Annotated in this window: 26 protein-coding genes and 1 pseudogene; 25 read left to right on the top strand and 2 right to left on the bottom strand. The window is 45.0% G+C overall.

What is annotated here, in order from left to right; genetic code table 11:
• Positions 1 to 6 precede the first annotated feature (6 nt).
• From BK126_RS00425 to BK126_RS00360, 14 genes and pseudogenes are all read left to right on the top strand, one after another.
• Positions 7 to 894: a YwqG family protein gene (locus tag BK126_RS00425; RefSeq protein ID WP_076310788.1), complete on the top strand. Its 888-nt coding sequence runs from the start codon at positions 7 to 9 to the stop codon at positions 892 to 894.
• 232 nt (positions 895 to 1,126) lie between these two features.
• Positions 1,127 to 1,933: a histidine racemase CntK family protein gene (locus tag BK126_RS00420; protein ID WP_305954021.1), complete on the top strand. Its 807-nt coding sequence runs from the start codon at positions 1,127 to 1,129 to the stop codon at positions 1,931 to 1,933.
• The gene (locus tag BK126_RS00415; RefSeq protein WP_076310786.1) at positions 1,926 to 2,735 is read left to right on the top strand and encodes a class I SAM-dependent methyltransferase; all 810 of its coding nucleotides are present in this window, start codon (positions 1,926 to 1,928) and stop codon (positions 2,733 to 2,735) included. The genes BK126_RS00420 and BK126_RS00415 overlap by 8 nt, the downstream gene beginning before the upstream one ends.
• 16 nt (positions 2,736 to 2,751) lie before the next feature.
• Entirely contained in the window at positions 2,752 to 4,059 is a 1,308-nt protein-coding gene (locus BK126_RS00410) for an opine metallophore biosynthesis dehydrogenase (protein ID WP_076310785.1), read from the top strand.
• A 256-nt stretch (positions 4,060 to 4,315) separates the two neighbouring features.
• Positions 4,316 to 5,911, top strand: coding sequence for a staphylopine-dependent metal ABC transporter substrate-binding lipoprotein (cntA, locus tag BK126_RS00405; protein WP_076312469.1), 1,596 nt, complete (start codon positions 4,316 to 4,318; stop codon positions 5,909 to 5,911).
• Between the two features lie 15 nt (positions 5,912 to 5,926).
• Positions 5,927 to 6,859, top strand: a complete 933-nt coding sequence (gene opp1B / locus BK126_RS00400) for a nickel/cobalt ABC transporter permease (RefSeq protein ID WP_076310784.1) — start codon at positions 5,927 to 5,929, stop codon at positions 6,857 to 6,859.
• Positions 6,860 to 7,756, top strand: coding sequence for a staphylopine uptake ABC transporter permease subunit CntC (gene cntC / locus BK126_RS00395; protein WP_083655660.1), 897 nt, complete (start codon positions 6,860 to 6,862; stop codon positions 7,754 to 7,756).
• The gene (gene cntF, locus BK126_RS00390; protein WP_076310783.1) at positions 7,757 to 8,590 is read left to right on the top strand and encodes a staphylopine uptake ABC transporter ATP-binding protein CntF; all 834 of its coding nucleotides are present in this window, start codon (positions 7,757 to 7,759) and stop codon (positions 8,588 to 8,590) included.
• Complete coding sequence (locus BK126_RS00385; RefSeq protein ID WP_076310782.1) at positions 8,568 to 9,308, top strand: ABC transporter ATP-binding protein; 741 nt, start codon at positions 8,568 to 8,570, stop codon at positions 9,306 to 9,308. Before cntF ends, BK126_RS00385 begins: the two co-directional genes overlap by 23 nt.
• Positions 9,309 to 9,357: 49 nt before the next feature.
• Positions 9,358 to 10,548 (top strand): staphylopine family metallophore export MFS transporter CntE, encoded by a 1,191-nt coding sequence (cntE, locus tag BK126_RS00380; RefSeq protein WP_076310781.1) that lies wholly within the window; start codon positions 9,358 to 9,360, stop codon positions 10,546 to 10,548.
• A gap of 229 nt (positions 10,549 to 10,777) precedes the next feature.
• Complete coding sequence (locus BK126_RS00375) at positions 10,778 to 11,257, top strand: GNAT family N-acetyltransferase (protein WP_076310780.1); 480 nt, start codon at positions 10,778 to 10,780, stop codon at positions 11,255 to 11,257.
• Between the two features lie 100 nt (positions 11,258 to 11,357).
• A pseudogene (locus BK126_RS00370) lies at positions 11,358 to 11,660 on the top strand (P-loop NTPase family protein); the annotation flags it as partial.
• Positions 11,661 to 11,729: 69 nt separating this feature from the next.
• Positions 11,730 to 12,239, top strand: a complete 510-nt coding sequence (locus tag BK126_RS00365; RefSeq protein WP_076310779.1) for a hypothetical protein — start codon at positions 11,730 to 11,732, stop codon at positions 12,237 to 12,239.
• 418 nt (positions 12,240 to 12,657) lie between these two features.
• Positions 12,658 to 13,290, top strand: a complete 633-nt coding sequence (locus tag BK126_RS00360) for a spore coat protein (protein ID WP_076310778.1) — start codon at positions 12,658 to 12,660, stop codon at positions 13,288 to 13,290.
• Positions 13,291 to 13,341: 51 nt separating this feature from the next.
• On the opposite strand, the gene BK126_RS00355 is transcribed toward BK126_RS00360, so the two are convergent.
• Positions 13,342 to 14,175, bottom strand: coding sequence for an AraC family transcriptional regulator (locus tag BK126_RS00355; RefSeq protein WP_256702653.1), 834 nt, complete (start codon positions 14,173 to 14,175; stop codon positions 13,342 to 13,344).
• A 148-nt stretch (positions 14,176 to 14,323) separates the two neighbouring features.
• On the opposite strand from BK126_RS00355, the gene BK126_RS00350 reads away from it, so the two are divergent.
• The 8 genes from BK126_RS00350 to BK126_RS00315 all read left to right on the top strand — a co-directional run bounded on the left by BK126_RS00350 (position 14,324) and on the right by BK126_RS00315 (position 23,146).
• A complete protein-coding gene (locus BK126_RS00350) occupies positions 14,324 to 15,736 on the top strand; it encodes a family 4 glycosyl hydrolase (protein WP_076310776.1) in 1,413 nt (470 codons plus the stop codon).
• Between the two features lie 391 nt (positions 15,737 to 16,127).
• Positions 16,128 to 17,384 carry an MFS transporter gene (locus tag BK126_RS00345; RefSeq protein ID WP_076310775.1) on the top strand — a complete coding sequence of 419 codons (1,257 nt, stop codon included), beginning with the start codon at positions 16,128 to 16,130 and terminating at the stop codon, positions 17,382 to 17,384.
• Between the two features lie 115 nt (positions 17,385 to 17,499).
• Positions 17,500 to 17,673, top strand: coding sequence for an SDR family oxidoreductase (locus BK126_RS00340; RefSeq protein WP_083655659.1), 174 nt, complete (start codon positions 17,500 to 17,502; stop codon positions 17,671 to 17,673).
• A 152-nt stretch (positions 17,674 to 17,825) separates the two neighbouring features.
• Positions 17,826 to 18,620 carry an alpha/beta hydrolase gene (locus BK126_RS00335; RefSeq protein WP_076310774.1) on the top strand — a complete coding sequence of 265 codons (795 nt, stop codon included), beginning with the start codon at positions 17,826 to 17,828 and terminating at the stop codon, positions 18,618 to 18,620.
• Positions 18,621 to 18,820: 200 nt separating this feature from the next.
• Positions 18,821 to 20,470: a catalase gene (locus BK126_RS00330; protein ID WP_076310773.1), complete on the top strand. Its 1,650-nt coding sequence runs from the start codon at positions 18,821 to 18,823 to the stop codon at positions 20,468 to 20,470.
• 353 nt (positions 20,471 to 20,823) lie between these two features.
• Positions 20,824 to 21,750 carry an NAD(P)/FAD-dependent oxidoreductase gene (locus tag BK126_RS00325; RefSeq protein ID WP_076310772.1) on the top strand — a complete coding sequence of 309 codons (927 nt, stop codon included), beginning with the start codon at positions 20,824 to 20,826 and terminating at the stop codon, positions 21,748 to 21,750.
• Positions 21,751 to 21,804: 54 nt separating this feature from the next.
• A complete protein-coding gene (locus BK126_RS00320; RefSeq protein ID WP_076310771.1) occupies positions 21,805 to 22,206 on the top strand; it encodes an Rrf2 family transcriptional regulator in 402 nt (133 codons plus the stop codon).
• A gap of 196 nt (positions 22,207 to 22,402) precedes the next feature.
• Positions 22,403 to 23,146: a class I SAM-dependent methyltransferase gene (locus BK126_RS00315; RefSeq protein WP_076310770.1), complete on the top strand. Its 744-nt coding sequence runs from the start codon at positions 22,403 to 22,405 to the stop codon at positions 23,144 to 23,146.
• A gap of 128 nt (positions 23,147 to 23,274) precedes the next feature.
• On the opposite strand, the gene BK126_RS00310 is transcribed toward BK126_RS00315, so the two are convergent.
• Entirely contained in the window at positions 23,275 to 23,904 is a 630-nt protein-coding gene (locus tag BK126_RS00310) for a YfbR-like 5'-deoxynucleotidase (RefSeq protein ID WP_047913859.1), read from the bottom strand.
• 195 nt (positions 23,905 to 24,099) lie between these two features.
• Here BK126_RS00310 and BK126_RS00305 point away from each other — a divergent pair, with 195 nt between their 5' ends.
• The 3 genes from BK126_RS00305 (at position 24,100) to BK126_RS00295 (ending at position 26,192) form a co-directional block, all read left to right on the top strand.
• Positions 24,100 to 24,756 (top strand): SGNH/GDSL hydrolase family protein, encoded by a 657-nt coding sequence (locus BK126_RS00305; RefSeq protein WP_076310769.1) that lies wholly within the window; start codon positions 24,100 to 24,102, stop codon positions 24,754 to 24,756.
• 42 nt (positions 24,757 to 24,798) lie between these two features.
• Positions 24,799 to 25,005 carry a zinc ribbon domain-containing protein gene (locus tag BK126_RS00300; protein WP_076310768.1) on the top strand — a complete coding sequence of 69 codons (207 nt, stop codon included), beginning with the start codon at positions 24,799 to 24,801 and terminating at the stop codon, positions 25,003 to 25,005.
• Between the two features lie 233 nt (positions 25,006 to 25,238).
• The gene (locus BK126_RS00295; RefSeq protein ID WP_445321901.1) at positions 25,239 to 26,192 is read left to right on the top strand and encodes a phage baseplate protein; all 954 of its coding nucleotides are present in this window, start codon (positions 25,239 to 25,241) and stop codon (positions 26,190 to 26,192) included.
• Positions 26,193 to 26,327 lie beyond the last annotated feature (135 nt).

Raw genomic sequence — 26,327 nt, 5'->3', positions numbered from 1 at the left:
GGAAATATGAGTCTTCAACAAGGTGCTCGACAAAAGCTGGAACATTTGATCAAAGAGTATGATTTCACTCATGCGGCTGAATATGTAATTGAACATACACGGCAAGGGGTAAGGTTGAAGAAGTCGAAGAAAGAGGATTATACTCATCCTTGTGTGTCAAGAGTTGGCGGAGATCCTGATCTGCCGTCATCTATTGTCTGGCCTCAGGCAAGCAGTGGTACGCCTATGACATTTCTTGCCCAGCTGAATTTGGATGAGATACATAAGTATGATGAATCATCCTTGCTGCCATCTAGTGGCATGCTCTATTTTTTTGTAGGTATTGATGAGCCTGCCTTCAACATTGAACACCAAGTATTATTTGTGCAGAGGGATGAACTAGATGGGGCGGCAAGACGTAAATCTCCCAATATAACCACTTTGGAAGGCAAGTTTACTGGCTATCAGCTGGAAGCCAGATCTTCACTAGAGCCTCCAAATTATGCATACGTGGATTATGATGTGATAGAGGACGAGGAACATGATTATGAAGAGTATGAGGACCTGAGTTTCGCGATTAGAGACAGACTTCGTGAAGATGTTGTTCAAATATTTGGTTATCCAGAGGGACAGCATGATGATGCAGAATATGAAGCAGCCTTAATGCTGTTGACCGGTGAGCAGTACAAATACAGTACCGAAGAAGCGCTCAAGAGGATCTCTGAGAAGCTTGCAGGCGGGGAGACGGCAGCTATGCAAGAAATTCAGGATACGCTTATGCTGCTTGAGATCGATTCTGATGATGATATCGGATTTTTATGGTGGGATGCAGGAGTATTACAATTCTTTATTCGTAAGGAAGATTTACTCGCTGGCCGGTTTGATCGAACGTATTGTTCTCTATATTCCAGCTGAAGCAATCGGAGATTGCTGGACGAGGGAATTTGTATAGGTAAGAAAATGATATGAATGGAAAGGGCCGTGATGGAGCGGCTCTTTTTGTTTTCTAATTCCTGAACAAGGTTGACTTGGACAAAAAAGAATTGACAGTATTTAGTGTTAATCATATAATCAACTCAGCCCGGAATTAATCGTAATTTTTACAATTAAAGAGAGGGAAGTGCGGATGCGGCAGGAGATCGAATTTGTGAAATGTAATCCGACACAGAATATGACCGTACTTGTTCAAACGGATCATGGGGATCGGAACTATGAGACCATTGCTACTCAGATTATGTCCTATGATAGCATTCACGCAGAGCAGGTAGGATTCATTGAACAGCCGACAGGCAGTGCTGCGGCATATTTACATATGGCTGGAGGTGAATTTTGCGGAAATGCATGCATGTCTCTGGCCGCCTATATCGTATCCAAGAAGGGTATCGGATTCAGTGAGGAAGGAAGGATCATCCTGGAGTCCTCCGGAACTGAACAATTAATAGATTGCTTGGTTATGAGAAACGGAGATCTGTATACCTGTGAATTGAATATGCCAATCCCTCATCATATTGAACCAAAGACGATACATATCGGAGGACAGGATTATGCATGCTTCTTAGTACGCTACGGCGATTCGATCCATCTCATTATGGAAATAGACGAGATCTCCGAAAGTATTCGAAATTCGGCTCAAATGACAGCACAACTCATGGGACTGGCTGGTCATCATAAGCTTATAGGCATTCTGTTGTATGAACCAGAAAATTATAGGATGACACCGCTCATTCATGTTCCCAAGCTTGGCAGCATGATATGGGAAAGAGGCTGTGGCTCGGGTACAGCATCCATAGGAGCTTATCTGGCATGGAGAAACAATACAAATGTCGATATAGAAGTCATTCAGCCCGGCGGACTTATAAAGGTTCACGCTACATATAACAATGGATTGACGAGCGTTGCTATTAAGGGCAATGTCGAAATCGTGGCTGAAGGGAGAGCTTATATCGATGGCTAGGACGATTACAATCGATTCACACGATTTTACCCACAGCTTGGAAGCATTCCTGAAACGGTTTGAAGCAATGTCTCACCAATATAATTCGACGACTCACCATTCACATGACCTGGAGTTATTGACCGATGAATATGCGGCATTCATTACAAACCAGGCAAACCGAAATTTATGGGATGAGCTGGCGTCCGAAGAATTGGGGGCTGAGCTGGTATGGAGCCTTAGAAGAGAATCGGCCTTTTGTGTCGCAATCATGGAGAAATACCGGGCACTGAAGCTGCTTAGCGGCTCTTCGGATCAATCTGATTATTTCAAAAATATTGAATCCTGCATCGAGCAGGAATTTGGAAGTTTTCAAGTGTCATCCGATTCCAAGGTGTTATTAGTTGGTTCCGGTTCGTTCCCGATGACGCCTCTGCTCATTGCCAAGAGAACAGGTGCGCGGGTGGTAGGCGTAGATATTGATGCTGAAGCGATTCATTTAGGTCGTTCTGTCCTCAACGTTCTTGGTCCGGAGTATGATATCTGTCTTACACAGACACCGCCAGAGAAGCTTGAAGGGATAAACGAATTTACCCATATCATCTTCAGTTCTACGGTAGAAGACAAATTCAATATCATGGATCGATTGCATGCACTGACGAGTGATCAAGTGGTGGTGGCGATGAGGTATGGCAATGGACTGAAGTCCTTGTTTAACTTCCCTCTCCAGGAAGTGGACACGTTAAAGTGGAGACTTGAGGAGCACGTACTGCGCCACGATCAGGTATTTGATATTGCTCTGTATAAGAAGAACAACTCTTAGGAGTTAGGGAGGTTGTATGAGCGATTTTAATCGAGTTCTAATCTGCGGTACAGGTCCGGTATCGATTCAAATGGCCGTATTTATGAAGAAGCAGTGGAACAGCCGCATCGGAATTGCAGGCAGGATCTCTGCGCGATCAGAGCATTTTTATAATGCCTTAAGCAGTAATCATCAATTCGTTCGGGCCGATGTTCAAAATGAACTGCATCAAGTGATGGAAGGCGAGAATAAGGTTGATGAGTTGTTCCAGAGCTATGAAGCAGTAACCGGTATGTGGGATACGATTGTACTAACCGTGACGGCCGATGCTTATGGACAAGTGCTTCAGAGGCTGGACGCGGAGCTCCTTCGACATGTAAGCTGCATCCTGCTCATGTCACCGACACTGGGGTCAGGCAGCCTGGTTCAGAGTTATATGGCAGCCATGAATCCAGCAGCTGAGATGATCAGCTTCTCGACCTATCTGGGGGACACACGATGGGCAGATTCAACTCCGTCCAATCAAGTACTGACAACGGCAGTGAAGAAGAAGCTGTATGTCGGATCTACGATTCCTGCTTCTGATCGTGTGAGCAGTTTATGCGAGCATTTTACGAGGTCTGGCGTCCAGCTTAAGCGAATGGAATCGCCAATCGCCGCGGAGAGCAGAAACATATCCTTGTATGTACACCCTCCATTATTCATGAATGATTTTTCATTACATCGAATCTTTGGGGAATCGGATATACCGGCTTACGTATATAAGCTGTTTCCTGAAGGGCCTATTACATCCACTTTGATTCAAGAGATGCTGTCCCAATGGAAAGAGATCATGAATATATTGTCCTCTCTCCAGGTGGAACCGCTTAATCTGCTTAAGTTTATGATTGATGACAATTACCCGATTAGATCAGAGAGTCTGGCCCGCGAGGATATTGAGCATTTTCTTGAGCTGGATGACATCCATCAGCAATATTTGCTGTATATCAGGTACACTTGTCTGCTCATTGATCCCTTCTCCAAGCCGGATAAGGATGGCAAATACTTCGATTTCTCCGCTGTTCCCATCAGAAAGACATTCATCAATAAACAGGGGGAATGGGATATTCCGAGAATGCCGAAGGAGGACTACTATCGCCTCAAAATCATTCAGGGAATTGCCAGACATACAAACAACGCTTCTCCCACCATTGACAGGTTTGTTGAGAGGTATGAGAACATGATTCAAGAGATTGCCCTACAGCACCCGGAAAGAATATTGTCCAATGCTTTTGAAGTACAAACCTTCTCAGAGGATCTGAAGCAAATTTGCAGCTCTTTAAGTGCAGTAAGCCTAAGTTCATAGGATTGAAATAGGCAGTATGGTTGTAACTCAATAACCGCTGTAGTATCGTCCTTAAGCATGCTTCGTGTACTGAACAATTTCACTTGAATAGCACGGAAGGATTCGATTCTAAATTCGATGTATACTGGTGGTTTTATGGCCATTTTCTGTTCTTGTTTAATCGTAAAATTTACGCATATTTCATAGAGATGATCAATATAAAAAGAGAAAAAGGGAGAGATCAAGCTTGTTCAGCAAACCTTTCAAATCCATATGCATGTTTTTATTAGCGGTGATCGTCCTATCCGGATGTTCGTCACAATCCTCATCGGGCGGGGACACGAATTCAGAGACCGTCAGCGGCAATACTCCTGCTCAGGAGCTCATATACGCTTCAGCCAAGGACATCGGCGATATGAATCCTCATCTGTACACGGGTTCCATGCCTGCACAGGGAATGGTATATGAATCACTCGTTGAGAACACAAAGGACGGCATTAAGCCACTGCTTGCTGAATCATGGGATATTTCCGAAGATGGCAAAACGTATACTTTTCATCTAAGGGAAGACGTTACGTTTCATGACGGGGAGCCATTTAATGCAGAGGCAGTCAAGCTTAACATAGAAGCTGTTCAGAGAAATGCGGAGAAGCATTCCTGGATCAAGCTGTCCACACAGCTCGTTAGCTGCAATGTAATTGATGAATTTACGGTTGAATTTGTGCTTAGTGAGCCGTATTATCCGGCTCTGATCGAATTATCCATGACCAGACCTTTTGTCTTCATTTCCCCGAAGGATTTTATCAATGGAGAGACCAAGGAAGGGGTATCCGGCTATCATGGCACAGGTCCCTATGCTCTAAGTGAGCACAAGAAGGAAGAGTATGCCGTATTCACAGCCAATGAAGAGTACTGGGGAGAGGTGCCTCAGGTTAAGAAAATTACCTCGAAAGTGCTGCCGGCAGGAGAGACGACTTACCTTGCCATGCTTAAGGGAGAAGTCAACTTCGCCTTCACGGATGACCGGGGAGCTGACAGCATGGATGTTGAAGCGATGAATCAATTAGTGGATACCGGTGACTATCAGCTGGTACGCAGTGAACCGGTTAATACGAAGATGATCGTAGCTAACAGCAGCAAAAAAGAAAGTCCGGCAAGCGAAACGGCTGTGCGGGAAGCAATCTGGTACGCCATTGATCGGGAGACCATTGCCAGAGATATTTTCAATGGGACTGAGTCACCTGCCAGCACCTTGTTCTCCTCCAATGTGGAATATGCGGACGTGGGGCTGAAGGAACGCGGCTATGATCTGGCCAAGGCTAATGAAATTTTGGACGGCGAAGGCTGGAAGCTGGATGACAGCGGAGTGAGAACGAAGAACGGAAAACCGCTGTCCATAAGTCTGCATTATGATGTGAATTCTTCCACACAGAAAATGCAGGCTGAATTCATACAGAGCACGCTGGCGGAGATCGGTATTCAGCTGGAGATTATAGGTGAAGAATCGACTTCCGTTGCGAGCCGAAGAGCATCGGGTGATTATGAGCTGTTATTTAATCAAACCTGGGGACTCGCATATGACCCGCAGAGCACCGTTTCAGCCTTTACTTCGGATGCATCCTACTTATATACAACACAGGGCATTGCACAAGCCGATGAGCTCTATTCAAAAATCAACGAAGTCATGATTACAACCGACGAGGAAGCACGCAAATCATTGTACGCGGATATCCTGACCGTCGTCCATGATGAAGCCGTATTCATACCGATTTCTAATGGCAGTGTGACCGTCGTCGCTCCGTCCGATTTAACCGGAATTTCCTTTAAACAATCGCAGTTTGAGCTGCCTTTCGATCAGATGCATTTCGAGTGAGGAAGGAGAACGCAAGTGGGAAGCTATGTTGTTAAACGGTTGCTAATATCTGTACCGCTTCTGCTCATCATTTCTTTTGTCACATTTATATTCGTTAACTTGTCCCCTGTAGGACCGGCTGAGGCCGTCCTGCAGGCACAAGGCGTACCCGTCATTACAGAAGAGCTGATCCGTCAGACCGAACAAGAGCTAGGTATGGATCAGCCGCTGTTCATTCAATTCTTCCATTGGTTAACGAACGTGATCCAGCTGGATTTTGGTCACTCTTTTGTGGATGGAGAACCTGTGAGCACCTTAATAGGCCCTGCCTTTATGAATACACTGAAGCTTACACTTGTCTCTTCTGTGGCCATCATCATCCTGTCGATTGTGCTTGGTATCATATGTGCACTTCATGAAGGGAAGCTGCTCGACCAATCCATTAGAGGATTCTCATTCATTCTGACTTCGCTGCCGCCTTACTGGCTGGCCGCGCTTCTCATATTTTACTTCTCGGTTAAACTGGATCTCTTGCCTACCAGCGGGATGGGCAGCTATCAGCATTATATTCTGCCTGTGCTTGTGATCTCGGTAAGCTATGCCGGCATCTATTTCCGAAATGTCCGCAGCTCCATGCTGAACAATCTTCACGAGGATTATGTACTGTATGCGCGTGCCAGCGGCATCAAGGAGCGAAAGGTGATTATGCATTTGCTGAGAAATTCACTCCAGGTCGCTGTATCCATATTTTGTTTGGCAGTCCCTGTCATTCTCGGCAGTACCGTCGTTATAGAGAATGTATTCGCATGGCCAGGACTCGGCTCACTCAGCGTGAAGTCGATTCTCAGCCGGGATTTTCCAGTTATTCAAGCCTTTGTGCTTATACTGGCGGTATCCTTTGTCCTGTTCAATACGATCGCTGACATTGTCAATGCCATGCTCAATCCCAAGCTAAGGAATGATCTATAAATGAGAGTCTGGAGAAATTTGAGAAGAGACAAGCTGGCTGTCACAAGCCTTATTATTTTGGTTTCAACGATCGTGCTCGGCATTTTCGCCCCGTGGTTTGCTCCACATGATCCGCTCAAGGTAAATATGACGCTGCGTTACAATACACCATCATGGGAATACCTCTTAGGAAATGATCATCTCGGAAGATGTATTCTGTCCCGCTTAATATATGGGATTCGTCCGAGTGTGCTATGGGTGATCGCCGCACTCGCTGTATCTTTGATTTTTGGTGGTGCGATGGGCTTCCTGGCCGGTTATTTTAGAGGAAAAGTAGACGCTCTTATCATGAGGTTATGTGATATCGTGCTCTCATTCCCCGGATACGTGATGACTCTGGCGATTATTGGAGTATTCGGCGTAGGGCTTACGAACATCCTCATTGCGTTTATCGTGATGAAGTGGGCATGGTTTGCCAGAATGATCCGAACGGCTGTTATGCAATATACGGAGTCGAATTATATCCGGTTCTCCAAAGCCGCTGGAACGAGCAGTACTCGCATCATATTCAAGCACTTGCTGCCTCTGACTCTATCGGATATTGCCGTGCTTGCGAGCAGCTCACTAGGCTCGATGATTCTGCAAATTTCCGGCTTCTCCTTCTTGGGTCTCGGTATTCAAGCGCCGAGTCCGGAATGGGGCATGATGCTGAACGAAGCAAGAGAAGTGATGTTTACGAGACCCGAGCTGATGCTCGCCCCGGGTATCGCCATCATACTAGTCGTCACGAGCTTCAATTTCTTGTCGGATGCGCTTCAGAAAGCCATGGATCCCAAGCTCGCAGGCATGAAATTCAAAGAGAGAAGAGCTCGCAGAAATATCTTCATGAAATATAAAGGTGAAGAGGCGGTGAGATAGATGGGAAATGTTCTTGAAGTAGAAGGATTGAATATTTGGAACACCCAAACTGGACAAAAAATTGTACACGATGTTTCCTTTCAACTTAGAAACAGCAGCTGTCTTGCGATCGTAGGCGAGAGTGGCAGCGGTAAGACGCTCACCTGCAGATCGATCATGCGGCTGAATAAGGGCTGGCTCGGGCAAGAAGGGACGATTATATTTAAAGGCGAACACCTGAACAAAATAGCAGAGAAGGAAATGAGAAAAAAAAGAGGGAAAGAGCTGTGCATGATTCTGCAAAATGGAATGAGCGCATTTGATCCTTCCAGTGTAATCGGGGTTCATCTGCAGGAGACGCTGTCAGAGCATTATGGCTGGAATAAAAAAGAAATCGTCAGTCGCATGTCCGCAGCAATGGAGCAAGTGATGCTCAAAAATCCAATCGACGTGATGAATAAGTATCCGCATCAGCTGTCAGGCGGTATGCTGCAGCGTGTGATGATTGCGCTCGCCCTGGACCTTGAGCCGGATCTGATTATTGCGGACGAACCTACGACCGCGCTTGACAGCATAGCGCAATATGAAGTTCTGGAGCAATTTGCGAGACTAAGAGCACAGCTCGGCTGTTCTATGCTGTTTATCTCACATGATCTGGCTGCCGTGAAGAAGCTGGCCGACGAGGTTATGGTCATGAAGGATGGCAGGGTGGTAGAGCGAGGTTCTGTTCAGAAGATCTTCTATGGACCTGAGCATGATTATACGAAATACTTGGTGTCCAGCAGAATGACACTTAGCAATCATTTTAAAAGATTGATGGGGGCGAACACCATTGCTGAAGGTGGATCGAGTTGAGAAATCATACAAAAAAGGCGGATTATTCTCCGGGAAAAAGCAGCAGATCATAAAGAAGGTAAGCTTCGACTGTGTGGATGGAGAATGTCTTGGAATTATTGGTGAGAGTGGAAGCGGGAAGTCCACATTGGGACGGTTAATCTTAGGAATCGAGAAGCCTGATAACGGAACTGTGACATGGAATGGTCAAAATGTGCTGGACAGGAGAGTAAGAGCCGGCAGTATAAGTGCGGTATTTCAGGATTACACTTCATCGATCAACCCTTTTTTCACAGTGGAAGAGGCCATTAGAGAACCATTAAGAGGTACGGATATTCAGGATGAGAATGTACTCATTGATCTGCTGCTAACACAAGTCGGGCTAAATGCTTCCTATCGAAAAATGTATCCCCATGAGCTGTCAGGCGGACAGGCTCAGAGGGTATGTATTGCAAGAGCGTTATCTACATTTCCCAAATGCATCGTATTGGATGAAGCCATCAGCTCATTGGATGTATCGATTCAGGTTCAGATCCTGGAGCTTCTGAAGCAGCTAAAGTCCATCTATGATATGAGCTATGTATTCATCACCCATGACATCCAAGCAGCAGCCTACCTATGCGACCGAGTGATCATCTTCAAGGATGGGCAGGTTGAGGAAATGGTAACGGTGGATCAATTGAAGGAAGTAGAGACTCCGTACGCCAGAACGTTATTAAGATCAATGATTACCCTATAGATCATTCCATAGATGCTGCAGTTTATAAGCAAGGAGGAACAATCAGAACATGAAGGGTGCACTGTCTTGGCCTTTTCTTCGACTATATATTCTGGTACTTCTATACTTCAGTGCCAATGCCATACTTAATGTTATTATACCGCTGCAGGGGGACGAGCGTGGCGCCAGTAACACGACGATTGGGCTGGTTATGGGGGCGTACTTGTTTACGACGATGTTTTTCCGTCCATGGGCCGGCTCGATGATTGCGAAGTATGGTCCCATCCGGATTCTTCGAGTGATATTGGTTACGAATGGGATCGCATTGATCCTGTATGCCGTGACTGAGTTTAATGTATATGTCATCGCCCGCATCCTGCAGGGCGTATCGACGGCCTTTTTCTCCATGGCACTGCAGATCGGCATTATTGACGCACTCCCGGAAAAGGAGCGTTCCCAAGGGATCTCCCTATACTCCTTGTTCTCGTATATACCCGGGATCGTAGGACCCCTGTTTGCACTCATGCTGTGGGAGACGGGCGATGATCGATACTTTGGAGCGGTGATGATATCGATTGCTCTGCTGACGGGAATTGTCGGGTATACAGCTCGAATGACGAAGGATACCGATTCGGCGAAGCCGCAAGTGAAGGAGCAGGTGAAGGAGCCAGGGACTCGGATGCTCGGGTCTTTTCATCATTTATTTACTAATCCGCATTTATTTAAATGCAGTGTTCTGATGCTGGTCGCTTCCGTTGTATTCGGATCCTTCGCCACGTTCATTCCACTCTATTCGGATCAAATTACATATGGCAATGCTGCTGTATTTCTCATGATTCAAGCGGCTACGGTGGTCGTCTCCCGTCTCGTCCTGAGAAAGAAGATTCCGTCCGACGGGAAGTGGCATCCGATGTTTATTGGCGGTACCCTACTGCTGCTGACGTTAGCTGCATTGTTCGTGAGTCTGTCGGTAACCATAGGTGCAGTATTGTTCTATATCAGTGCGTTATTCATCGGAATTGCCCAGGCCATTCTATATCCAACGCTTACGACCTATCTGACCTTTGTCTTGCCTGAAGCGCATCGGAACATGCTGGTCGGACTGTTTATTGCCACTGCCGATCTCGGCGTTTCGCTTGGCGGAGTGGTGATGGGACCTGTTGCTGATGTGTCCTCTTATTCTCTCATGTATATGATATGTGCTGGTTTGGGAGCCGCTTTGATTGTTTTTGCATCGATAAAAAGGTTGCGAACTGCATAGCTAGAGATGAAGAAGTCGCCATACGGCGGCTTTTTTTATATAGAAATGAATGTGCAAGCTAGCTGATTCCCACTTGTCTTTATGCAGGCTTTACTGATAAAATCTTATCCTAAAAGTTGGGCTGCATTTAGCATGGATACTTATTGCATTGGCAGTAGGAAACTATAAGGTAAACACGTACAATGGGCTTGGAATGACAGGATACTTTATATAGAAGGAGGGGCTGCAAATGAAGTTTGAGATCTTGAGATTTAAGGAAACGGACTTGGAGGAAATCGTTAATTTATTTTATGAAACCGTTCATGCGGTGAATTCGAAAGATTACACTGAGGAGCAGGTAAATGCTTGGGCGCCCAGAGATGAGAAGGATTCCAAAATGGGGGCTTGGAAAGAATCGCTGAGCCGAAATACAACCTTTGTTGCCAATATCGGAGATAAAATCGTTGGATTTTCAGATTTGAGGCATGATGGGTACTTGGATCGACTGTTTGTCCACAAAGACTATCAGGGCATGGGGGTCGCAGGGTCGTTAGTTAGTAGATTGGAAGAAGAGGCGATGAAGTTCAACCTTCCGGAAATAGATACAGAAGCAAGCATTACAGCCAAGCCATTTTTCGAACGTCAAGGCTATATAGTTGTGAAAGAACAAACGGTTGAGATTAGGGGAGTGAAGTTAACCAATTATAAGATGATTAAACGGTTGAGGTAAAATGATCATTTCGGCTCGTACTTAGATCATGTTCAGGCCTGTGTTCAATTAGAGGTTAAATTTTCAAATTTATCTTTATTACCGGTGGGAGGTGAGATTTATGAGAAAGGTGGTGCTTATCGGTTCAGGTGGGTCAGGTAAATCCACGCTGGCGAGGCAATTAGGTGAAAGGTTAGGGATAACCGTATATCATCTGGATGCTCTTTTTTGGAAACCCAACTGGGTGCCTGCCTCAAAGGATGAACAAAAAGACGTTCAGCTTGATCTAGTGGAAAAAGAAGAGTGGATTATCGATGGAAACTACAGTGGAACAATGGATATCAGACTTCATGCTGCCGATACCATCATTTTCTTGGACATTCACAGAGTCATTTGTGTATATCGTGCATTCAAGCGAATCATTTTTAGAGAGCATCAAATAGCATCTTACAGTTATCATGGCAGCTTATAGGCAATTAAGGAGTGATGTGAGTTGAGATATTTAAAAGACGTTCAAGAACCGGGTATGGGGACTTGGTATTTCGAAATAAATGAGCAAGGTATAGCTTATAGACAGATTGTAATCCATGACGATGGCAGTATAATCACATCGAATCGTAAGCATGAACAGCATCATTTTATGTTAGCAGAGCATCCGCTTGATTCTGAGGAACCTTACTACGAAGAAATCCATCAAGACGAGTTTAATAGGCTGTGGAGCCAGCAGCTTGTTGCCTCGGCTGAGCACTGGAATCAGACGAAAAGCAAATTTCCTGTTGGAGCAAGTGTTGCAGGGTATATTGAAGCTTTCTTTCCTCAAGGCACTTTGATTAACTTATTAGCGCAGGATGCGGTTGGCTTAGTAGATACGGCTCTGCTAGAGTCTCTTACTCCAGCGGAATGGATGTATCCAGGGTATCGGGTTATGGCAAGGGTGAGTGGGTACGATGAAATCAATCAGTGGGTGTGTTTAAAGGAGGCGACTGTGACAGGGGAAAAATAAAATAAAGAAAGGTCATTTTATCCGACATTCATTCTTTCTCTTTTTTAAATTTCTTTTTGAAGAAATCAAACTTGGATGATGGTTCTGTATATGCTTAAACAGAGAGAGGCGTGAGGATTGTCGGGGAAATAATTTAATGAAGTGACATTCGAAATCGACTTTTTTACATATAACTGTAGGATTTTTATCACTACAACTAAAAATTAAAGCCAGATCCCTTTCAATGTAAAAACAAAAAACCAAAAAAGAAAGTACAAGATCCCGAATATGTATCCCACCATGTATTCCTCCAAATAAGATGTTTTCGATCTCCTGAATATTTTGGACCAAACGACTTCATAATATCCTTGGTTTGAACAATGCTTCGATCCAATAAAATCACGAGATATGCTTGGCCAATAAGAGGAGGATTACGTAAATGCAATTCCAGCCCAATCACCAAAATATGCAGACGGGTGCAGTATCACCGCAAATGAACCATGGTGGACATGAAATGTTTGATGTACATGAGGTACTGGCAGGGGCTGTAACTACCCTGAACACGTACACCATTATGAGCCAGCATGTTCAGGATCCAGAGCTGAAAGATATCATACAGCGTCAGAAACAATTTATGACGGATGAGTACAACACGACGTTAGAGTGCTTTAAAACAGGACAAGATCCATCGATACCGACCCAGAGCTACAAAATGCATCAAGGAAATGATTTTACTTACGGATTTCAGCCCACTCAACCGAACAAGCCGATTCAATCTGCAGCTGAGATTAATGATGAGGTCATTTCCTGCAGCATGCTGCATTCGGTTAAATCTGGTGCAACAGCAAAAACGATGGCTGCATTAGAATCAACCAATCCGGTAGTGCGCCGTGTGCTGGCAGACTCGGTTCCGAACTGTATCGAGATGGCATATGAAATTTCGCTGTATCAAAATAAGCATGGCTACTACCAAGTACCACAGCTTACACAGCAGGATATGACACAAATGAAAAATGGATACGCTCCAGCGCAAATCCAACCACCCATGGGCGGAACAACTTCATTCCATTAAAAAGGGAAGCATCGATTCTTAGCTGAATCGGTGCTTTTTGCTATGTATGCCTCAATCAAACTTGGAAGGTGGAACGTTGTAATACTTCTTAAATGCCTTAGAGAAGCTGTATGGATCTGGATATCCAAGCATGCCAGCAATTTGCTGGATCGTATACTGCTTGCTGTACAGCAGCTCGCGGGCACGATTCATTTTTAGCTGATAGATATATAGCCCCGGAGTAATCCCCAAAGCTTGTTTGAAGTAGGAAATGAAATATTTCTCCGACATACCTGCCATTACAGCAAGTTCCCGCGCACGGAGCGGCATATGTAATTGTTCTTGAATATGATCAAGCACAGGCTGAAGGGATTGCAGACTCGTGATTCTTTTGCGTTCGGGAGCAGGGTTTGCGAATTGGCCTACATATTCTCCTTGCTCATAACATTCCAGAATCTTAGCGACTAAGATCGTAAGGCAGCCTTTTAAATGAATTCCTGACATGGAGGAGCCAAGCTGATGTTCCTTATAGGCTTTCAAGAACAAGCTGATTTCCTCTGGAACAAGAGGGCTTGCTATGACACCTGCCAGCTGAAACTGATCCAAGATCCGAAGCTGATCCCCTAATCCAAAGTCAAAATGGGTATAGAGAAACCTGCAATCGTCGCCAAGATTCGAAGCGGTGTAAGCAACCTTTGGATTAAAGAGAACTAAATCTCCGGCTGAGGCCAAATGAACGGAATCGTTTGTTCGAATCTCAATCTGCCCTTCTTGGACGTACCATAAGTCGTAATCATGATGCTGCTTGGTCTCGATCCAACCACTCAAATGATGAACTTCTCTGCATGAATTAATTCGCAGCACGATATGCTCTGATAAATCTCTGAAGATACTAAAGCTATTCATGTGTATATTCTCCCATACCATTCGACATATCCTTCGTCTATTCAATATACCATATGAACCTAGTCGTGTTTCATTATCGTACTAAATGACATGATTAGCATACTCTGAGGCATTCAGATATCTCATACTAATTTCTAAAATGTAATTAATGAATGGAGGAGATGATATCATGAGTATTCAAAAACCGAAAGTCGTTGTGCTCGGCGCAGGAAGCTTGTTTTTTGGACGACAGTCCATCTGGCAAATGGTGCATTCCGAGCATCTGAACACAGGGACGCTTGCCCTAGTGGATACGAATGAAGAGCGCTTGAACAAGCTGGTACAGCTCGCCAAGATGGTTGTAGAAGCGAATAAGGTAGATCTGAAGATTGAGGGCTCCACAGACCGGAGGCACGTGCTGAAGGATGCAGACTTTGTCGTACTCAGCTTCGCAGAGGATACCGTAAAGTATCGGGGAATCGATTGCGCCATCTCCGAGAAATATGGAATTCGAATGTGCTCAGGAGATACCATTGGACCCGGCGGGATATTCCGGGCGATGCGTGAGCTTCCTGTCATCATGGAATGTGCTAAGGACATTGAAGAGCTGTGTCCAGATGCATGGGTGATCAATTATATTAATCCTTCTACCGTACACGGGATCGCGTTAAAAAGGTATGCACCAAACCTCAAGAGCTTTGCTCTATGTGATTCCCATCATATGCCTCACAAGAAGATCATATATGCGGAGAGAGCAGGGATTATTAACAACAAAACCGAGTATACAGCAGAAATCGACAGCAAGTTCGATCTGCAGATCGCAGGTGTAAATCACTTCACTTGGCTGCTTAAGGCAGAGTATGAAGGACGCAATGTACTCCCTGATATTGCTGAATCACTGAAGCGTTCGGCTGAGACAGAAACCGTGGGTGGAGATACCGGTGCTAAGGCACTGTTTAATGACGCAATAAGCTACGAATTGTACGATATTTTTGGATATGTTCCAACTTGTACTGCGCATACAAAGGAATACGTTTCTTACTACCAGGGACTTGGTAAAACGAAGGATGCGATACCGCTGCTATCCATTTGGGAGACAGAAGACCGCTACAAGCGCCACGAGGAAATGTGGGAGCAGGTAGACCAATTTATTAGCGGACAAATACCGATAGAACAATATATGATTTCATTTGGTCCCGACCATGCAACTGACATTATAGAAAATATGGTTGGGGGATTAGGCAAGCCGTTCTACATAAATACTCTCAACCAGGGTGCAGTGACTAATATGAACGATGATGCTTTTCTGGAGCTGCTATGTGAAGTTGACATGAATGGGGTCAAGCCGCTGCCTATAGGTGAGATGCCGAGAGGAATCCGAGGAATGCAAGAGCTTGTCCTGGACACTCATGAACTAACTGCCGAAGCGGTCATTGAAGGCAGCCGGGAGAAGCTTAGAAGAGCGATGCTGACAGATCCTCTGGTGCATTCGATTGCAGACGCTGAACGTATCATTGAAGAGCTGCTTGAGCTTGAAAAAGATATTATTCCCGAGCATTGGTATACAAAGAGTTATGTCTAATCTCGTTCTTGAATATAATGATAATCAGCCGCTGCACACAGCGGCTTTTTTTATGTCATTAACCATTTAGTTCCGTTTGTTATTATGATAGACTTCAAAAGGATACGAAGTCATTTTATGGAAGATAGCATGATGATACAGTCAATCCTCTTTGATATGGATTAGCACTGTTTCAATAAGGAGAGGGTCAGGATAGCAAAATTGAAGGCAAAGCATCTGTTCATCATCGCATTCACTACATACAATGAGTTACCGTAAAGTTAAGGGAATATTGGACCATGTTATTAAACAATTTAAAGCTTGAAAATAAGTATCTGATCAAGTATAAAGCAGCTTTCATCACTAGTTAATTGTTTCTATCAATCGATTTCTTACATATCCGGAGGAACATATGGCTTCTAACTCTTTTCGCCAATTGACTGGCAATGCGAAGGGCTGTCTCATCTATGAACCGCTGTTTCTGATTCCGTACAGCATGTTTGTGACGTATAGCTCGATCTTCATGTATGAGCTCGGGGTAACCGAGACGGGAATCGGCTGGATTACTACCATCGGACTGCTCGTTCAAGTACTCTCATCCTTCCTCAGCGGATACCTCACAGACCGAATGGGGCGTAAGCGTGCATTGCTCTATTTTGATGTACTTAGCTGGAGCGTCGCTACACTGTTGTGGGCAGTCTCGCAAAATTTCTGGTTTTTCGTGATCGCCGCGATCGTGAACGGTTTTCAAAAGGTTCCTCATACCGCGTTCTACTGTCTGCTCGTTGAGGATACGGCTCCTAAAGAAAGAACATACGTATTTACTTTGCTGCAGCTGATTAGTGTGGTAGGCGGGTTGTTCGCTCCGATTGGGGGACTTCTGGTATACCATTTCTCCCTTGTACCTGGGGTTCGAATCATGTTCGTTCTGGCCTGCATCATGATGACGATTCAGTTCATCGGACGCCATTATGCGACGAGAGAGACCGATATAGGCTATCGTAAAATGAAGGAAGCCAAGTCAATGAGTATCAAAGAGGGGATGTCCGATTACTTGTCCGTGCTGAAAGTGATGCTCCGCAGTCCGCTGCTCCTCATCATATTTGCGGTCTATATTTTGTTTAATTTTCAAACGACAGTCAAGACGACGTATGTTTCCATCTTTATGGTTGAATATTTGCAGCTAGGGAGCGGGCTGATTTCTGTGTTCCCGGCGTTCTCCTCCATTATCATGCTCATGTTCATGCGATGGATCATGCCCCGGATTGCCGAATCGCAGGTGAATAGTATCATGGTGTGGGGATTTATCATTTCCGTTTTATCGAATGTCATTCTGGTTGTGGCGCCAAAAGGTGACCTTATCCTGCTCAGTGTTAGCACAATCGTTGCGGCGATCGGCACGATGATGACGTATCCTTATTTGGAAACGGCCGTGGCGAATGCGATTGACGATGAGAACCGCGCCAAAATATTTGCTCTGCTCCAGGTTCTCATCCTGATTGTTATTTCACCTTCCGGCGTAATTGGCGGCTGGGCATACGGAATAGATCCGCGAATTCCATTCCTGCTTGTGGCTGGAGCGTTTGCGATCAGTATTCCGCTGATGATGGTTTATACGAAGAAACAACATCAGCTAGACTCAAGTGCGATGAAAAATATACACTTTTAGCTCGACGTACATCTTCCTGACCACCTATACGTAACATCGGCCGCTATTAAGCGGCCTTTTGTATGTTCGATTATTAACGTGCCAGCTGCATCGAAGTAAGAGCAACGTTTGTTAACTGCTCAGCTACTTCTGCAGAGCGAGTACGCCGGTTGACCGAGAAGGGGAGCCTGATGAAATTGCTTCTGCCGTAGAATTCTTGTGCAGCAGCCAGGCATCGTATATTACGGGGACGGACATGCTCGTAGATGGAGGAACGACTGCAAGTATGCGAAGAAAAGCGGCAAAATAAAGCTGCAAGCATTATAGTTATAATCTAGCCATGCAGAGGAGCTGTATGGCTTTTTATCTTTTTTTTGTACGCAAATAATTCCTTTTATTTACATTTGTTATGGTAAAATATGGTGAGTAGCAATGAATCTACAACGAATGGGGAGGATGAATATGCGTGTAATTGAGTTCGATTATCCTGTGAAACAAATTACCTATAAAACGGTCGGAAAACGTAAACTGAGCCTGTACATATTTGAGTCTGAACATCCCGATAATTCAGCTAAGGATAGGACAGCCATCTTGTTTTTTAATGGAGGAAGCTTCAAAAAGGGTCCTTTATCACCAGCTCAATTTCAGAATCAGGCACGGTATTTGGCTTCTCAGGGTATCGTTGCAATCTGTGTTGATTATCGAAACGGTCATGATGAAGGCTTTACTCCGATGCAAGCGATCTGCGATGCCAAGTCGGCAGTAGGGTGGGTCAGAAGCAATGCGACGGAGCTCGGTATAGATCCAAATCGGGTTGTCATGTGCGGCGCCTCCGCTGGTGGATATACCGCTGTATCCTCGATCATGTTTGATGAGTTTAATGACGATAACAGTACCAATCATATCCCTAACGCACTAATTGTGTTCGCAGCCGGTATGGATGGGGTGGACATTATGGGCAGATTGTTCCCTGAATTACTAGAGACTGCGACGGATTTGTCTCCTATTCATCATATTAAGAAATATCTGCCGCCTACCCTCTGGATGTGTGGAACGTCGGATGAACTCTACGCGCAGAATCAAACCTTTGTCGAGCAAATGAATCATGCAGGCAACCACATTAAGTTTTTAACCTATGATGGCATGGGACATGGATTCTTTAATTATGGATGGCATGAGAACAAGCCTTATAATGACACAACATTAGAAATTCAGCACTTCCTGGCGTCTTTGGAAGCTGAACATTCAGCCTCATAACCTTAATCTTTGCTTCACGAAAGATTCATCCTAACTTAATTCATTTCATGATTTATGAAAATCCACTAAGTTTAAACATTAATGAGGCCATTTTGACGTTCATCGTGAAGGATATAGGTCTTTTTTGAAGAAGTTCTAAGATGGAAGAAATATTCCATTGCAAGCCGCAAAAGTACAAATTTTTGAAGGAGGTTTTCATTTTGGCAGAGAACAAGGACAAGAATGCATCAAGCGAGCAAGATGTACAGCGCGAGACACTGACGACGCGGCAAGGTCATCCAGTAAGGGATAATCAGAACATTCGTACTATCGGTAATCGTGGGCCAGCCACACTTGAAAACTATCATTTTATCGAAAAAATTTCTCATTTTGACCGGGAAGAGGTACCTGAGCGTGTCGTGCATGCTAGAGGAACCGGAGCATTTGGATATTTCGAAACGTACGGAAAAGTTGGAGATGAGCCGGTAGAGAAGTACACTCGGGCCAAAGTATTCTCCGGCGCGGGTAAGAAGACCCCGCTGATGGTTCGATTCTCCACGGTTGCAGGAGCGAAGGATTCTCCAGAGACAGCACGCGATCCCCGCGGATTTGCAGTCAAAATGTATACGGAAGACGGAAACTGGGATCTCGTGGGTAACAACCTGAAGATCTTCTTTATCCGAGATGCTATGAAGTTTCCTGATATGATTCACGCATTTAAGGCGGACCCTGCTTCTAACGTCTCTCATCCTCAGCGGATGTTTGACTTTGTATCGCGCTCGCCTGAAGCGACGCATATGATCACATTCCTGTTCTCTCCATGGGGCATACCGGCTACATATCGCCATATGCAAGGCTCAGGGGTTAATACTTATAAATGGGTCAACGATCAAGGCGAGGCTGTGCTTGTAAAATATCACTGGGAGCCGAAACAAGGGATTCGCAACCTGACCCAGGAGGAAGCCGATTCGATTCAGGCGAAGAACGTCGGTCACGCAACTCAAGACTTGTATGAAGCCATCGAACGAGGCGACTATCCTGAATGGGAGCTGTTCGTACAGATCATGGAGGATGACTATCATCCTGAGCTGGACTTTGATCCGCTGGATGATACGAAGCTGTGGCCAGAAGATAAATTCCCGTGGCTTCCGGTAGGCCGTATGGTACTGGATCGTAATCCGGTAGACTTTCACGCGGAGATTGAACAAGCCGCATTCGGTACGGGCGTGCTGGTAGACGGCATGGACTTCTCCGATGATAAAATGCTGCAAGGCCGTACCTTCTCCTACTCCGATACTCAGCGATATCGTGTAGGTGCGAATTATCTTAAGCTCCCGGTAAATGCACCGAAAACGGAGGTTCGCACGAATCAGCATCGCGGACAGATGGATATCCGTGATCCGAAGGAATCCGGAGCTAACCCACATATCAACTATGAACCGTCCATGATCGGCGGGTATCAGGAAGCGAGCAGAGAAGGTCATCCTCAGCACCGTCCGACGTATAATGCTGCAGCGATGAGCGAGCCGATTGATCGTCCTAACAACTACGGTCAGGCAGGGGAGACGTATCGCAGCTTTGAGGACTGGGAACGTGATGAATTGATCAAGAACCTGTCTGAAGCGCTCGCGGTATGTGACCCGAGAATTCAAACGGCGATGATCGAGCATTTTACGCAGGCAGATGAGGATTATGGCCGACGTGTAAGAGAAGGCATTGAGAAGAAAGTCAAAGAGCTGCGTGAGATGGAGCAGGAAGGCAAGCTTCCTGGCCGTGAATCAGGCTCTTCGAAATATGGACAAGGCTCACTAGCAGCAAACCAAGCAACCAAGGATGCGGTGAAGAAGAGCCATGAGGCAGATCCTTATTGATTTGTAATGGAATATTCCGTTGACAGATCGTCAGAAGGATTAAGCTAAATAGAGACGCCATTTCTTCTTGAAGAATCAAGTGGAGGTGGCGTTTTTATGTGGATTTGAGAGTCGCTTGAAAACATCTATTTAACCTTAAGGTGAAAAATCACACTTGTAAAAACGTATAATTAGAGTTATTATAGACACATCATATCTATGATAACTAAGTTTGTGGAAAACCAAGAATGTGCATGATCTTTATTCTAAAAGCATCGAGTGAGTTAGTAAGCATCTCTACGACCATTTTTTTGCACTAATTATAGATATAAAATATCTATAATATCTTATACTTAGAGAGGGGATTTAGATCTATGACTTATGATTGCATTATTGTTGGCGGCGGCCCTGCGGGCTTGAATGCTGCACTTGTGTTAGGCCGGGCAAGAAAGAAGGTCATGGTTATTGATGCAGAGGAGGCTCGGAACAGAGTCACTCGTCACTCCCACGGATTTCTCACTCGGGATGGAATTACCCCGCATGAGTTCCGGCGTGTGGCCAAAGAGCAGATCGAGTCGTATCCAAGCGTAACTTTCACCACAGACACAGCCGTGTCTGCGAGTGGAGCGGATGGGGATTTTACAATTACCACGAATAAAGGGTTAGACTATCATGCTAAGAAGGTGCTGCTGGCAGTTGGGAAGAGAGATATCCGACTTCCAATCGAAGGATTGGCAGAGGTATATGGGAAGAGCGCCTTTGTCTGTCCTTATTGCGATGGCTGGGAGCTTAGAGATCAGAAGCTGGTCGTTATTGTCAGCCATGACAAGGCACTGCATATGGCGAAGACCTTATCCGGCTGGACTCGAGATTTCACGATCTGTACGAATGGAGATGACAAGCTGACATCTCAGGACAGAGAAGAACTGAATAAGCATCACATTCCAGTATTTGATACACCTATCTCTGAGATTGACTCAATCAACGGAATGGTTAAGGGTGTCCGTTTGGAGGATGGCACGATGATTCCTTGTACCGGGATTTTCTTTGCTCCAGAGCTCGGCATTGGCTCTGACCTTCCTCAGCTTCTAGGCTGTGAATCAGCCGAGGATGGAACGGTCGTTGTAGATAAATTCGGGAAGACAAGTGTGCCCGGAGTGTATAGTGCGGGAGATTCAGCAACTCAGATGTATCAGCTGATCATGGCTGCTTCAATGGGTTCCATGGCTGCTGCAGGCATTAATTCGGAACTGCTCACAGAAACTTGGGACAGTCATGGTGATTTCTTGACGCTGTCTTGAAATAAAAGGTATTATGGACTCATTAAATCTTTTATTGAGGCGATGATTAGCAATATGAAATACTCTAAGGCAACAAATTACGCTTTGCATACGATGCTGTTTCTAGCAGCGGCTACCCCGGATAAACCTGTTGGTGTACAGCAGCTGGCTGAGCGGCAGAAGGTATCTCCTACGTATTTGTCCAAGATTTTGACGAAGCTGGTCAAGGCAGGGATGATTGAATCGGTCTCCGGTGCGAATGGGGGATATAGCTTGAGACGCGGCTGGGAGGAGATCTCCTTCCTTGATATCATACATGCTATAGAAGGAACGACCTCCTTGTTCGAATGTAATCTAAACCATGGATCCGAGTGCTTGATTCAGCAGGTTGTGCTGGAAGCAGAGGGCAAAATGGAAGAACATCTGAGAAGTCAGACCATATCCAGTCTTGCGAAGAAGCTTCAAGTAAAAAGTTAAAGGAAGAATTCATTCCTACTGTGCGAAAAATAGAAAACGCGTGGTGAATGAAGATTGTACATTTCACATTTCACATGCTTACATGGTAGACAGTTCCTACCGAGCTTTCTACCTTTGCTGCATAAGATGGATGCACTAACGTCATATTAGAGATATTATATATCTATAAACACTTTCAATAAGAGGAGATGAGTCAATGAATATTGAAGCTTCTACGAACCAGGCTAATCATACTGGACCCCAGAACAAAGATCTGATCTCCTTGCTGCAGCCTGCAGCCGGAGAGCGAATACTGGACGTAGGCTGCGGAAATGGGAATTTAACGGCCAAGATTGCGGCTGCTGGCGCGATTCCAACAGGCATTGATGCCTCAGAGGAAATCATAGCGAAGGCTAAGCTAAATTATCCTGAACTGCAGCTATCGGTTGAAGATGCTCGGTATTATAAAACTGAAATTCTATATGATGCTGTATTTTCGAATGCCGTGCTGCACTGGATCAAGGATGCGCCTGCAGTCGTCAGCTCCATCGGGTCTGCCCTTCGGAATGGCGGCAGATTCGTGGCGGAATTCGCGGCAAGCGGTAATATCGCTATTATACTGACTGCAATCAGAGCAGAGCTGGAACAGTATGGATACGAGTGGGAGGGAAGAAACCCTTGGTATCATCCTACGATCGGTGAATATTCCAGTCTGCTGGAGCAAACGGGATTCAAGGTCATTTTTGCTCAGCATATGGACAGTAAATCTACGTTAAAAGGGGGATTAGGGATTCGGAACTGGATGGATAACTTCTCTTCTTATCTATTCCGGGGGGTTACGGCTGAACACCAAGCACTCATATATGATGCTGTGGAAGAACGAGTGAGGTCTGAGCTATACAAGGATGGTCATTGGATGATCGACATCAGCAGACTGCGGATTGCAGCCATCAAGCAATAGGGAATCAATATATTAGAATTTTGCATATTCGATTATATTGAGTTTAAAGGTATTTGAAAAGTCGCGATTTCGCGGCTTTTTTGTTCATGAAAACAAGCTTACGAGGTGTTTAATTGCTCGGTGAGGTTTCATTGCGCGAGGGCTTCCTTCGTGATCTGCTTAATATCATAAGGGGAGGTCATACATTCGTCGATAATGTCGGGGAGGATCTGCTCCAGAAAATAACGAACACAGTGCAGGTCGATATTCTTAATCTTCACAATGGCATTGCGATACATCGCAACAAATTCCTTCTCTGTGTTACCTCTTTGCAATTCTACAAACGCTTCATATACCTGATCGAGCTTGTCTGCCACCTCTAGGATTAGCCCTTCAACAGAATTGTCTTTGCCTTCACGAAGCTGTCTGCGGAAGATCGACTTAAATTCCTCGGGAATATTTTCCTCGATAAAGTGCTGAACCATGCCTTCTTCTACCTGCTGCAGCATGGCGCGGAGCTCTAGAGAGTAGTGCTTGACAGGGGTCTTAATATCGCCGATAAAAATTTCGCCATAGTCATGGCTGCTTGTAATCTCGTATAGCTTTTTCCAATCTACGTGGACTCCATGCTGCTCCTCGATGTCAGCCAAGGTCTTGGCATATTGCACTACCTTCCAGGAATGCGCTGACACGCTGTGCTCTTCAAATTTAAACTTGCCAGGTGTGCGTATGATGCGCTCAAGATCGTTCAGTGAACGGAAGTAAGTGTGAATTCCCATATGTCTAATCATCCTTTGTGTTATCAATGTGTGTGCGTACAACCCAACTGTAACACCGATATGTCATCGCAGAATTAAGCAGGAACTCGATTCATGTTAACGACATACAGGCTAGGCAGGATAAATGACCTTTATGTACAATGAAGAGGACAATGGAAAGCGTATTACATCTTGAGGCGGAGCGGAGTGAATAGGATGGAGAACAAGCGAAGAAAAATTTTGTTTCAAGGCGATTCGATAACCGACGGTAACTGGGGGCGGAACCTTGATCCAAACCACATACTGGGACATGGATATGTATATATTATAGCTGCACAGCTCGGTTCACAGTATGCAGAGTCTCAGCCATATTTTATGAATAGAGGGGTCAGCGGTAATCGCGTATCTGACGTTTATGCCAGATTGAATGAGGATGCAATCAGCTTACAGCCTGATCTGATTAGTCTGCTAGTTGGCGTAAACGATGCAAACAGCATCATTACAGGCAGTGCTCGCGGGGCTACAGACCGGTATGAGCGAATCTATCGACAGCTGCTGGACGAGACACGCGATGTATTGCCAGATACAGGGATTGTGTTATGCGAGCCGTTTGTAATGCATTCAGAAGCAACGGAAAAAGATTGGAGCGAGTGGAGCTCAATAATAGGCGAGTACCGTAGGATCGTCCGGCAATTAACAGAAGATTACAATACCCTTTTCGTACCTTTGCAGGATACCTTCAATCAAGCAGCGAACCGAGCAGATACAGCATATTGGGTGTGGGATGGTATTCATCCGACAACTGCGGGACACCAGCTTATTGCAAATGAATGGCTAAAGGTCGTTCAGCAGAGCGAGTATGCAATTGAGTAACAATGACAGATCTAAATTTTAAAATTAGGAGGCTGTATGAACATGAACAATAATAAAGGCTGTATTAAATGTGGAAGTAGAGACGCGGACAGTAAAGAAGTAGCCATGACGGGAACAGGATTGTCTAAGATGTTTGATATTCAAAACAATCAATTTATCGTCGTGTTCTGCAACAATTGCGGATATTCCGAATTTTACAACAAGAAAGCCTCGCAGGGCTCTAACATTCTGGACTTTTTCTTCGTTTAAGGAATTCAAGATATCATGCAGTTGACAGGAAGTTAAACCCATAATTTACATAAAACAGGAATTCGGAAAACATAAGCAGAACATAGTGTTAACTGGATAGCTGATCCATAACTTCTATGTCTGATATTCTCATACATGCTGCTGGACGAGCATGCTGCTGGACGAGCTATCCTCACATTAAATGGAGGTGTACTATGTTCAAGTCGCACATGTTAAAGAAGCCGAAGGGAAGTATGAAATTATGGGTATCTCTGGTTCTTGCCTGCATCATGTTCAGTATGACCATATTGCCAGCACAGGCTGCATCACCACAGAAGACAGTTAATGCATCAGCTCAGCTGGCGTACAATCTTAAGGGACTGAAGCATAACGTCGTTGTACAAAAAGCTTATATTGCTGACAAGTATCTATATGTAACCCAGCGTTCACAGGGCACTTGCTATCTGTCAAGACTGCTTATCGATGGCACAGACGCGAATTATGTGGACGAAATGACGGTAACGAACACCGGCCATTGTCAAACGCTGGACATGTATACGTACAATGGGGAGAATTACTTCTATTTCAGCTCAAAAGCAGATGCCTCCACGTCTTATTACTGGTCACTGCAAGTCGCAAGACTTAAGTATGCCGCAGGAACCACGGTGGATTATACGGATCTGCGCCGGTTTACTTACATGAATTATGCGAATAAAACCGGCTCTAGATTAGGAGACACTTACCGTGTTGATGGAGGCGGCAACAGTACACATACGTTCTTCCGAGTCCAGACCGCTGAAGGTACCGTGACATGGTCGATTTATGACACGGCTAAACTGAACCAGCTTCTAGACAGCAATGAGCAGGTACGGATGGACAGCGCCGCAGCAGTGAGTGCGTGTGTCAGCAGCTTTACTCAATCGGGAAGCGGCATTATCCGGCCGAATGGTTCTTTTCAGGGAGCAGATATGCTGGGCAGTACAGAGATTTACACATCGGGTGGAGCTGAGGGAGATACGCCTCAAATTGCGATGATTTCGAGCTCAGGTACCTTTAAAACACTCGTGAACATTACAAATGTAGGCAACCACGAGATTGAAGGGGTTCAGACGAAGAACGGCAATGTCTATTTTACGATCGTTCCCGATCCGGTTAACAAGACAAATACACAAAAAGTATATTATGTTCCCGATTCCGTGTTTAACTAATCTCCGAGATTTAGATATGAAGGATTATTAGGTAATCAGCGCAATATAAAATCATTTTGTTTTTTTTCTAGAAAACTCTTGAATTCGTTTATGACATCTGTTATTGTAGTCCTTGCGTGAAATGGAAAGCTAATT

Origin of the sequence: Paenibacillus sp. FSL H7-0326 (assembly GCF_001955535.1) — a bacterium.
Classification (GTDB): Bacteria; Bacillota; Bacilli; order Paenibacillales; family Paenibacillaceae; genus Paenibacillus; species Paenibacillus shunpengii.
This window is presented reverse-complemented; position numbering and strand designations above follow the sequence as displayed.

What these genes read in the sequence shown, in the direction of transcription:
- BK126_RS00425 (WP_076310788.1), top strand. Translation starts at nt 7, where the DNA reads ATGAGTCTTCAACAAGGTGCTCGACAAAAGCTGGAACATTTGATCAAA.
- BK126_RS00415 (WP_076310786.1), top strand. Translation starts at nt 1,926, where the DNA reads ATGGCTAGGACGATTACAATCGATTCACACGATTTTACCCACAGCTTG.
- BK126_RS00410 (WP_076310785.1), top strand. Translation starts at nt 2,752, where the DNA reads ATGAGCGATTTTAATCGAGTTCTAATCTGCGGTACAGGTCCGGTATCG.
- cntA (WP_076312469.1), top strand. Translation starts at nt 4,316, where the DNA reads ATGTTTTTATTAGCGGTGATCGTCCTATCCGGATGTTCGTCACAATCC.
- cntC (WP_083655660.1), top strand. Translation starts at nt 6,860, where the DNA reads ATGAGAGTCTGGAGAAATTTGAGAAGAGACAAGCTGGCTGTCACAAGC.
- cntF (WP_076310783.1), top strand. Translation starts at nt 7,757, where the DNA reads ATGGGAAATGTTCTTGAAGTAGAAGGATTGAATATTTGGAACACCCAA.
- cntE (WP_076310781.1), top strand. Translation starts at nt 9,358, where the DNA reads ATGAAGGGTGCACTGTCTTGGCCTTTTCTTCGACTATATATTCTGGTA.
- BK126_RS00375 (WP_076310780.1), top strand. Translation starts at nt 10,778, where the DNA reads ATGAAGTTTGAGATCTTGAGATTTAAGGAAACGGACTTGGAGGAAATC.
- BK126_RS00360 (WP_076310778.1), top strand. Translation starts at nt 12,658, where the DNA reads ATGCAATTCCAGCCCAATCACCAAAATATGCAGACGGGTGCAGTATCA.
- BK126_RS00355 (WP_256702653.1), bottom strand. Translation starts at nt 14,175, where the DNA reads ATGAATAGCTTTAGTATCTTCAGAGATTTATCAGAGCATATCGTGCTG.
- BK126_RS00350 (WP_076310776.1), top strand. Translation starts at nt 14,324, where the DNA reads ATGAATGGAGGAGATGATATCATGAGTATTCAAAAACCGAAAGTCGTT.
- BK126_RS00345 (WP_076310775.1), top strand. Translation starts at nt 16,128, where the DNA reads ATGGCTTCTAACTCTTTTCGCCAATTGACTGGCAATGCGAAGGGCTGT.
- BK126_RS00335 (WP_076310774.1), top strand. Translation starts at nt 17,826, where the DNA reads ATGCGTGTAATTGAGTTCGATTATCCTGTGAAACAAATTACCTATAAA.
- BK126_RS00325 (WP_076310772.1), top strand. Translation starts at nt 20,824, where the DNA reads ATGACTTATGATTGCATTATTGTTGGCGGCGGCCCTGCGGGCTTGAAT.
- BK126_RS00320 (WP_076310771.1), top strand. Translation starts at nt 21,805, where the DNA reads ATGAAATACTCTAAGGCAACAAATTACGCTTTGCATACGATGCTGTTT.
- BK126_RS00315 (WP_076310770.1), top strand. Translation starts at nt 22,403, where the DNA reads ATGAATATTGAAGCTTCTACGAACCAGGCTAATCATACTGGACCCCAG.
- BK126_RS00310 (WP_047913859.1), bottom strand. Translation starts at nt 23,904, where the DNA reads ATGGGAATTCACACTTACTTCCGTTCACTGAACGATCTTGAGCGCATC.
- BK126_RS00305 (WP_076310769.1), top strand. Translation starts at nt 24,100, where the DNA reads ATGGAGAACAAGCGAAGAAAAATTTTGTTTCAAGGCGATTCGATAACC.
- BK126_RS00300 (WP_076310768.1), top strand. Translation starts at nt 24,799, where the DNA reads ATGAACAATAATAAAGGCTGTATTAAATGTGGAAGTAGAGACGCGGAC.
- BK126_RS00295 (WP_445321901.1), top strand. Translation starts at nt 25,239, where the DNA reads ATGAAATTATGGGTATCTCTGGTTCTTGCCTGCATCATGTTCAGTATG.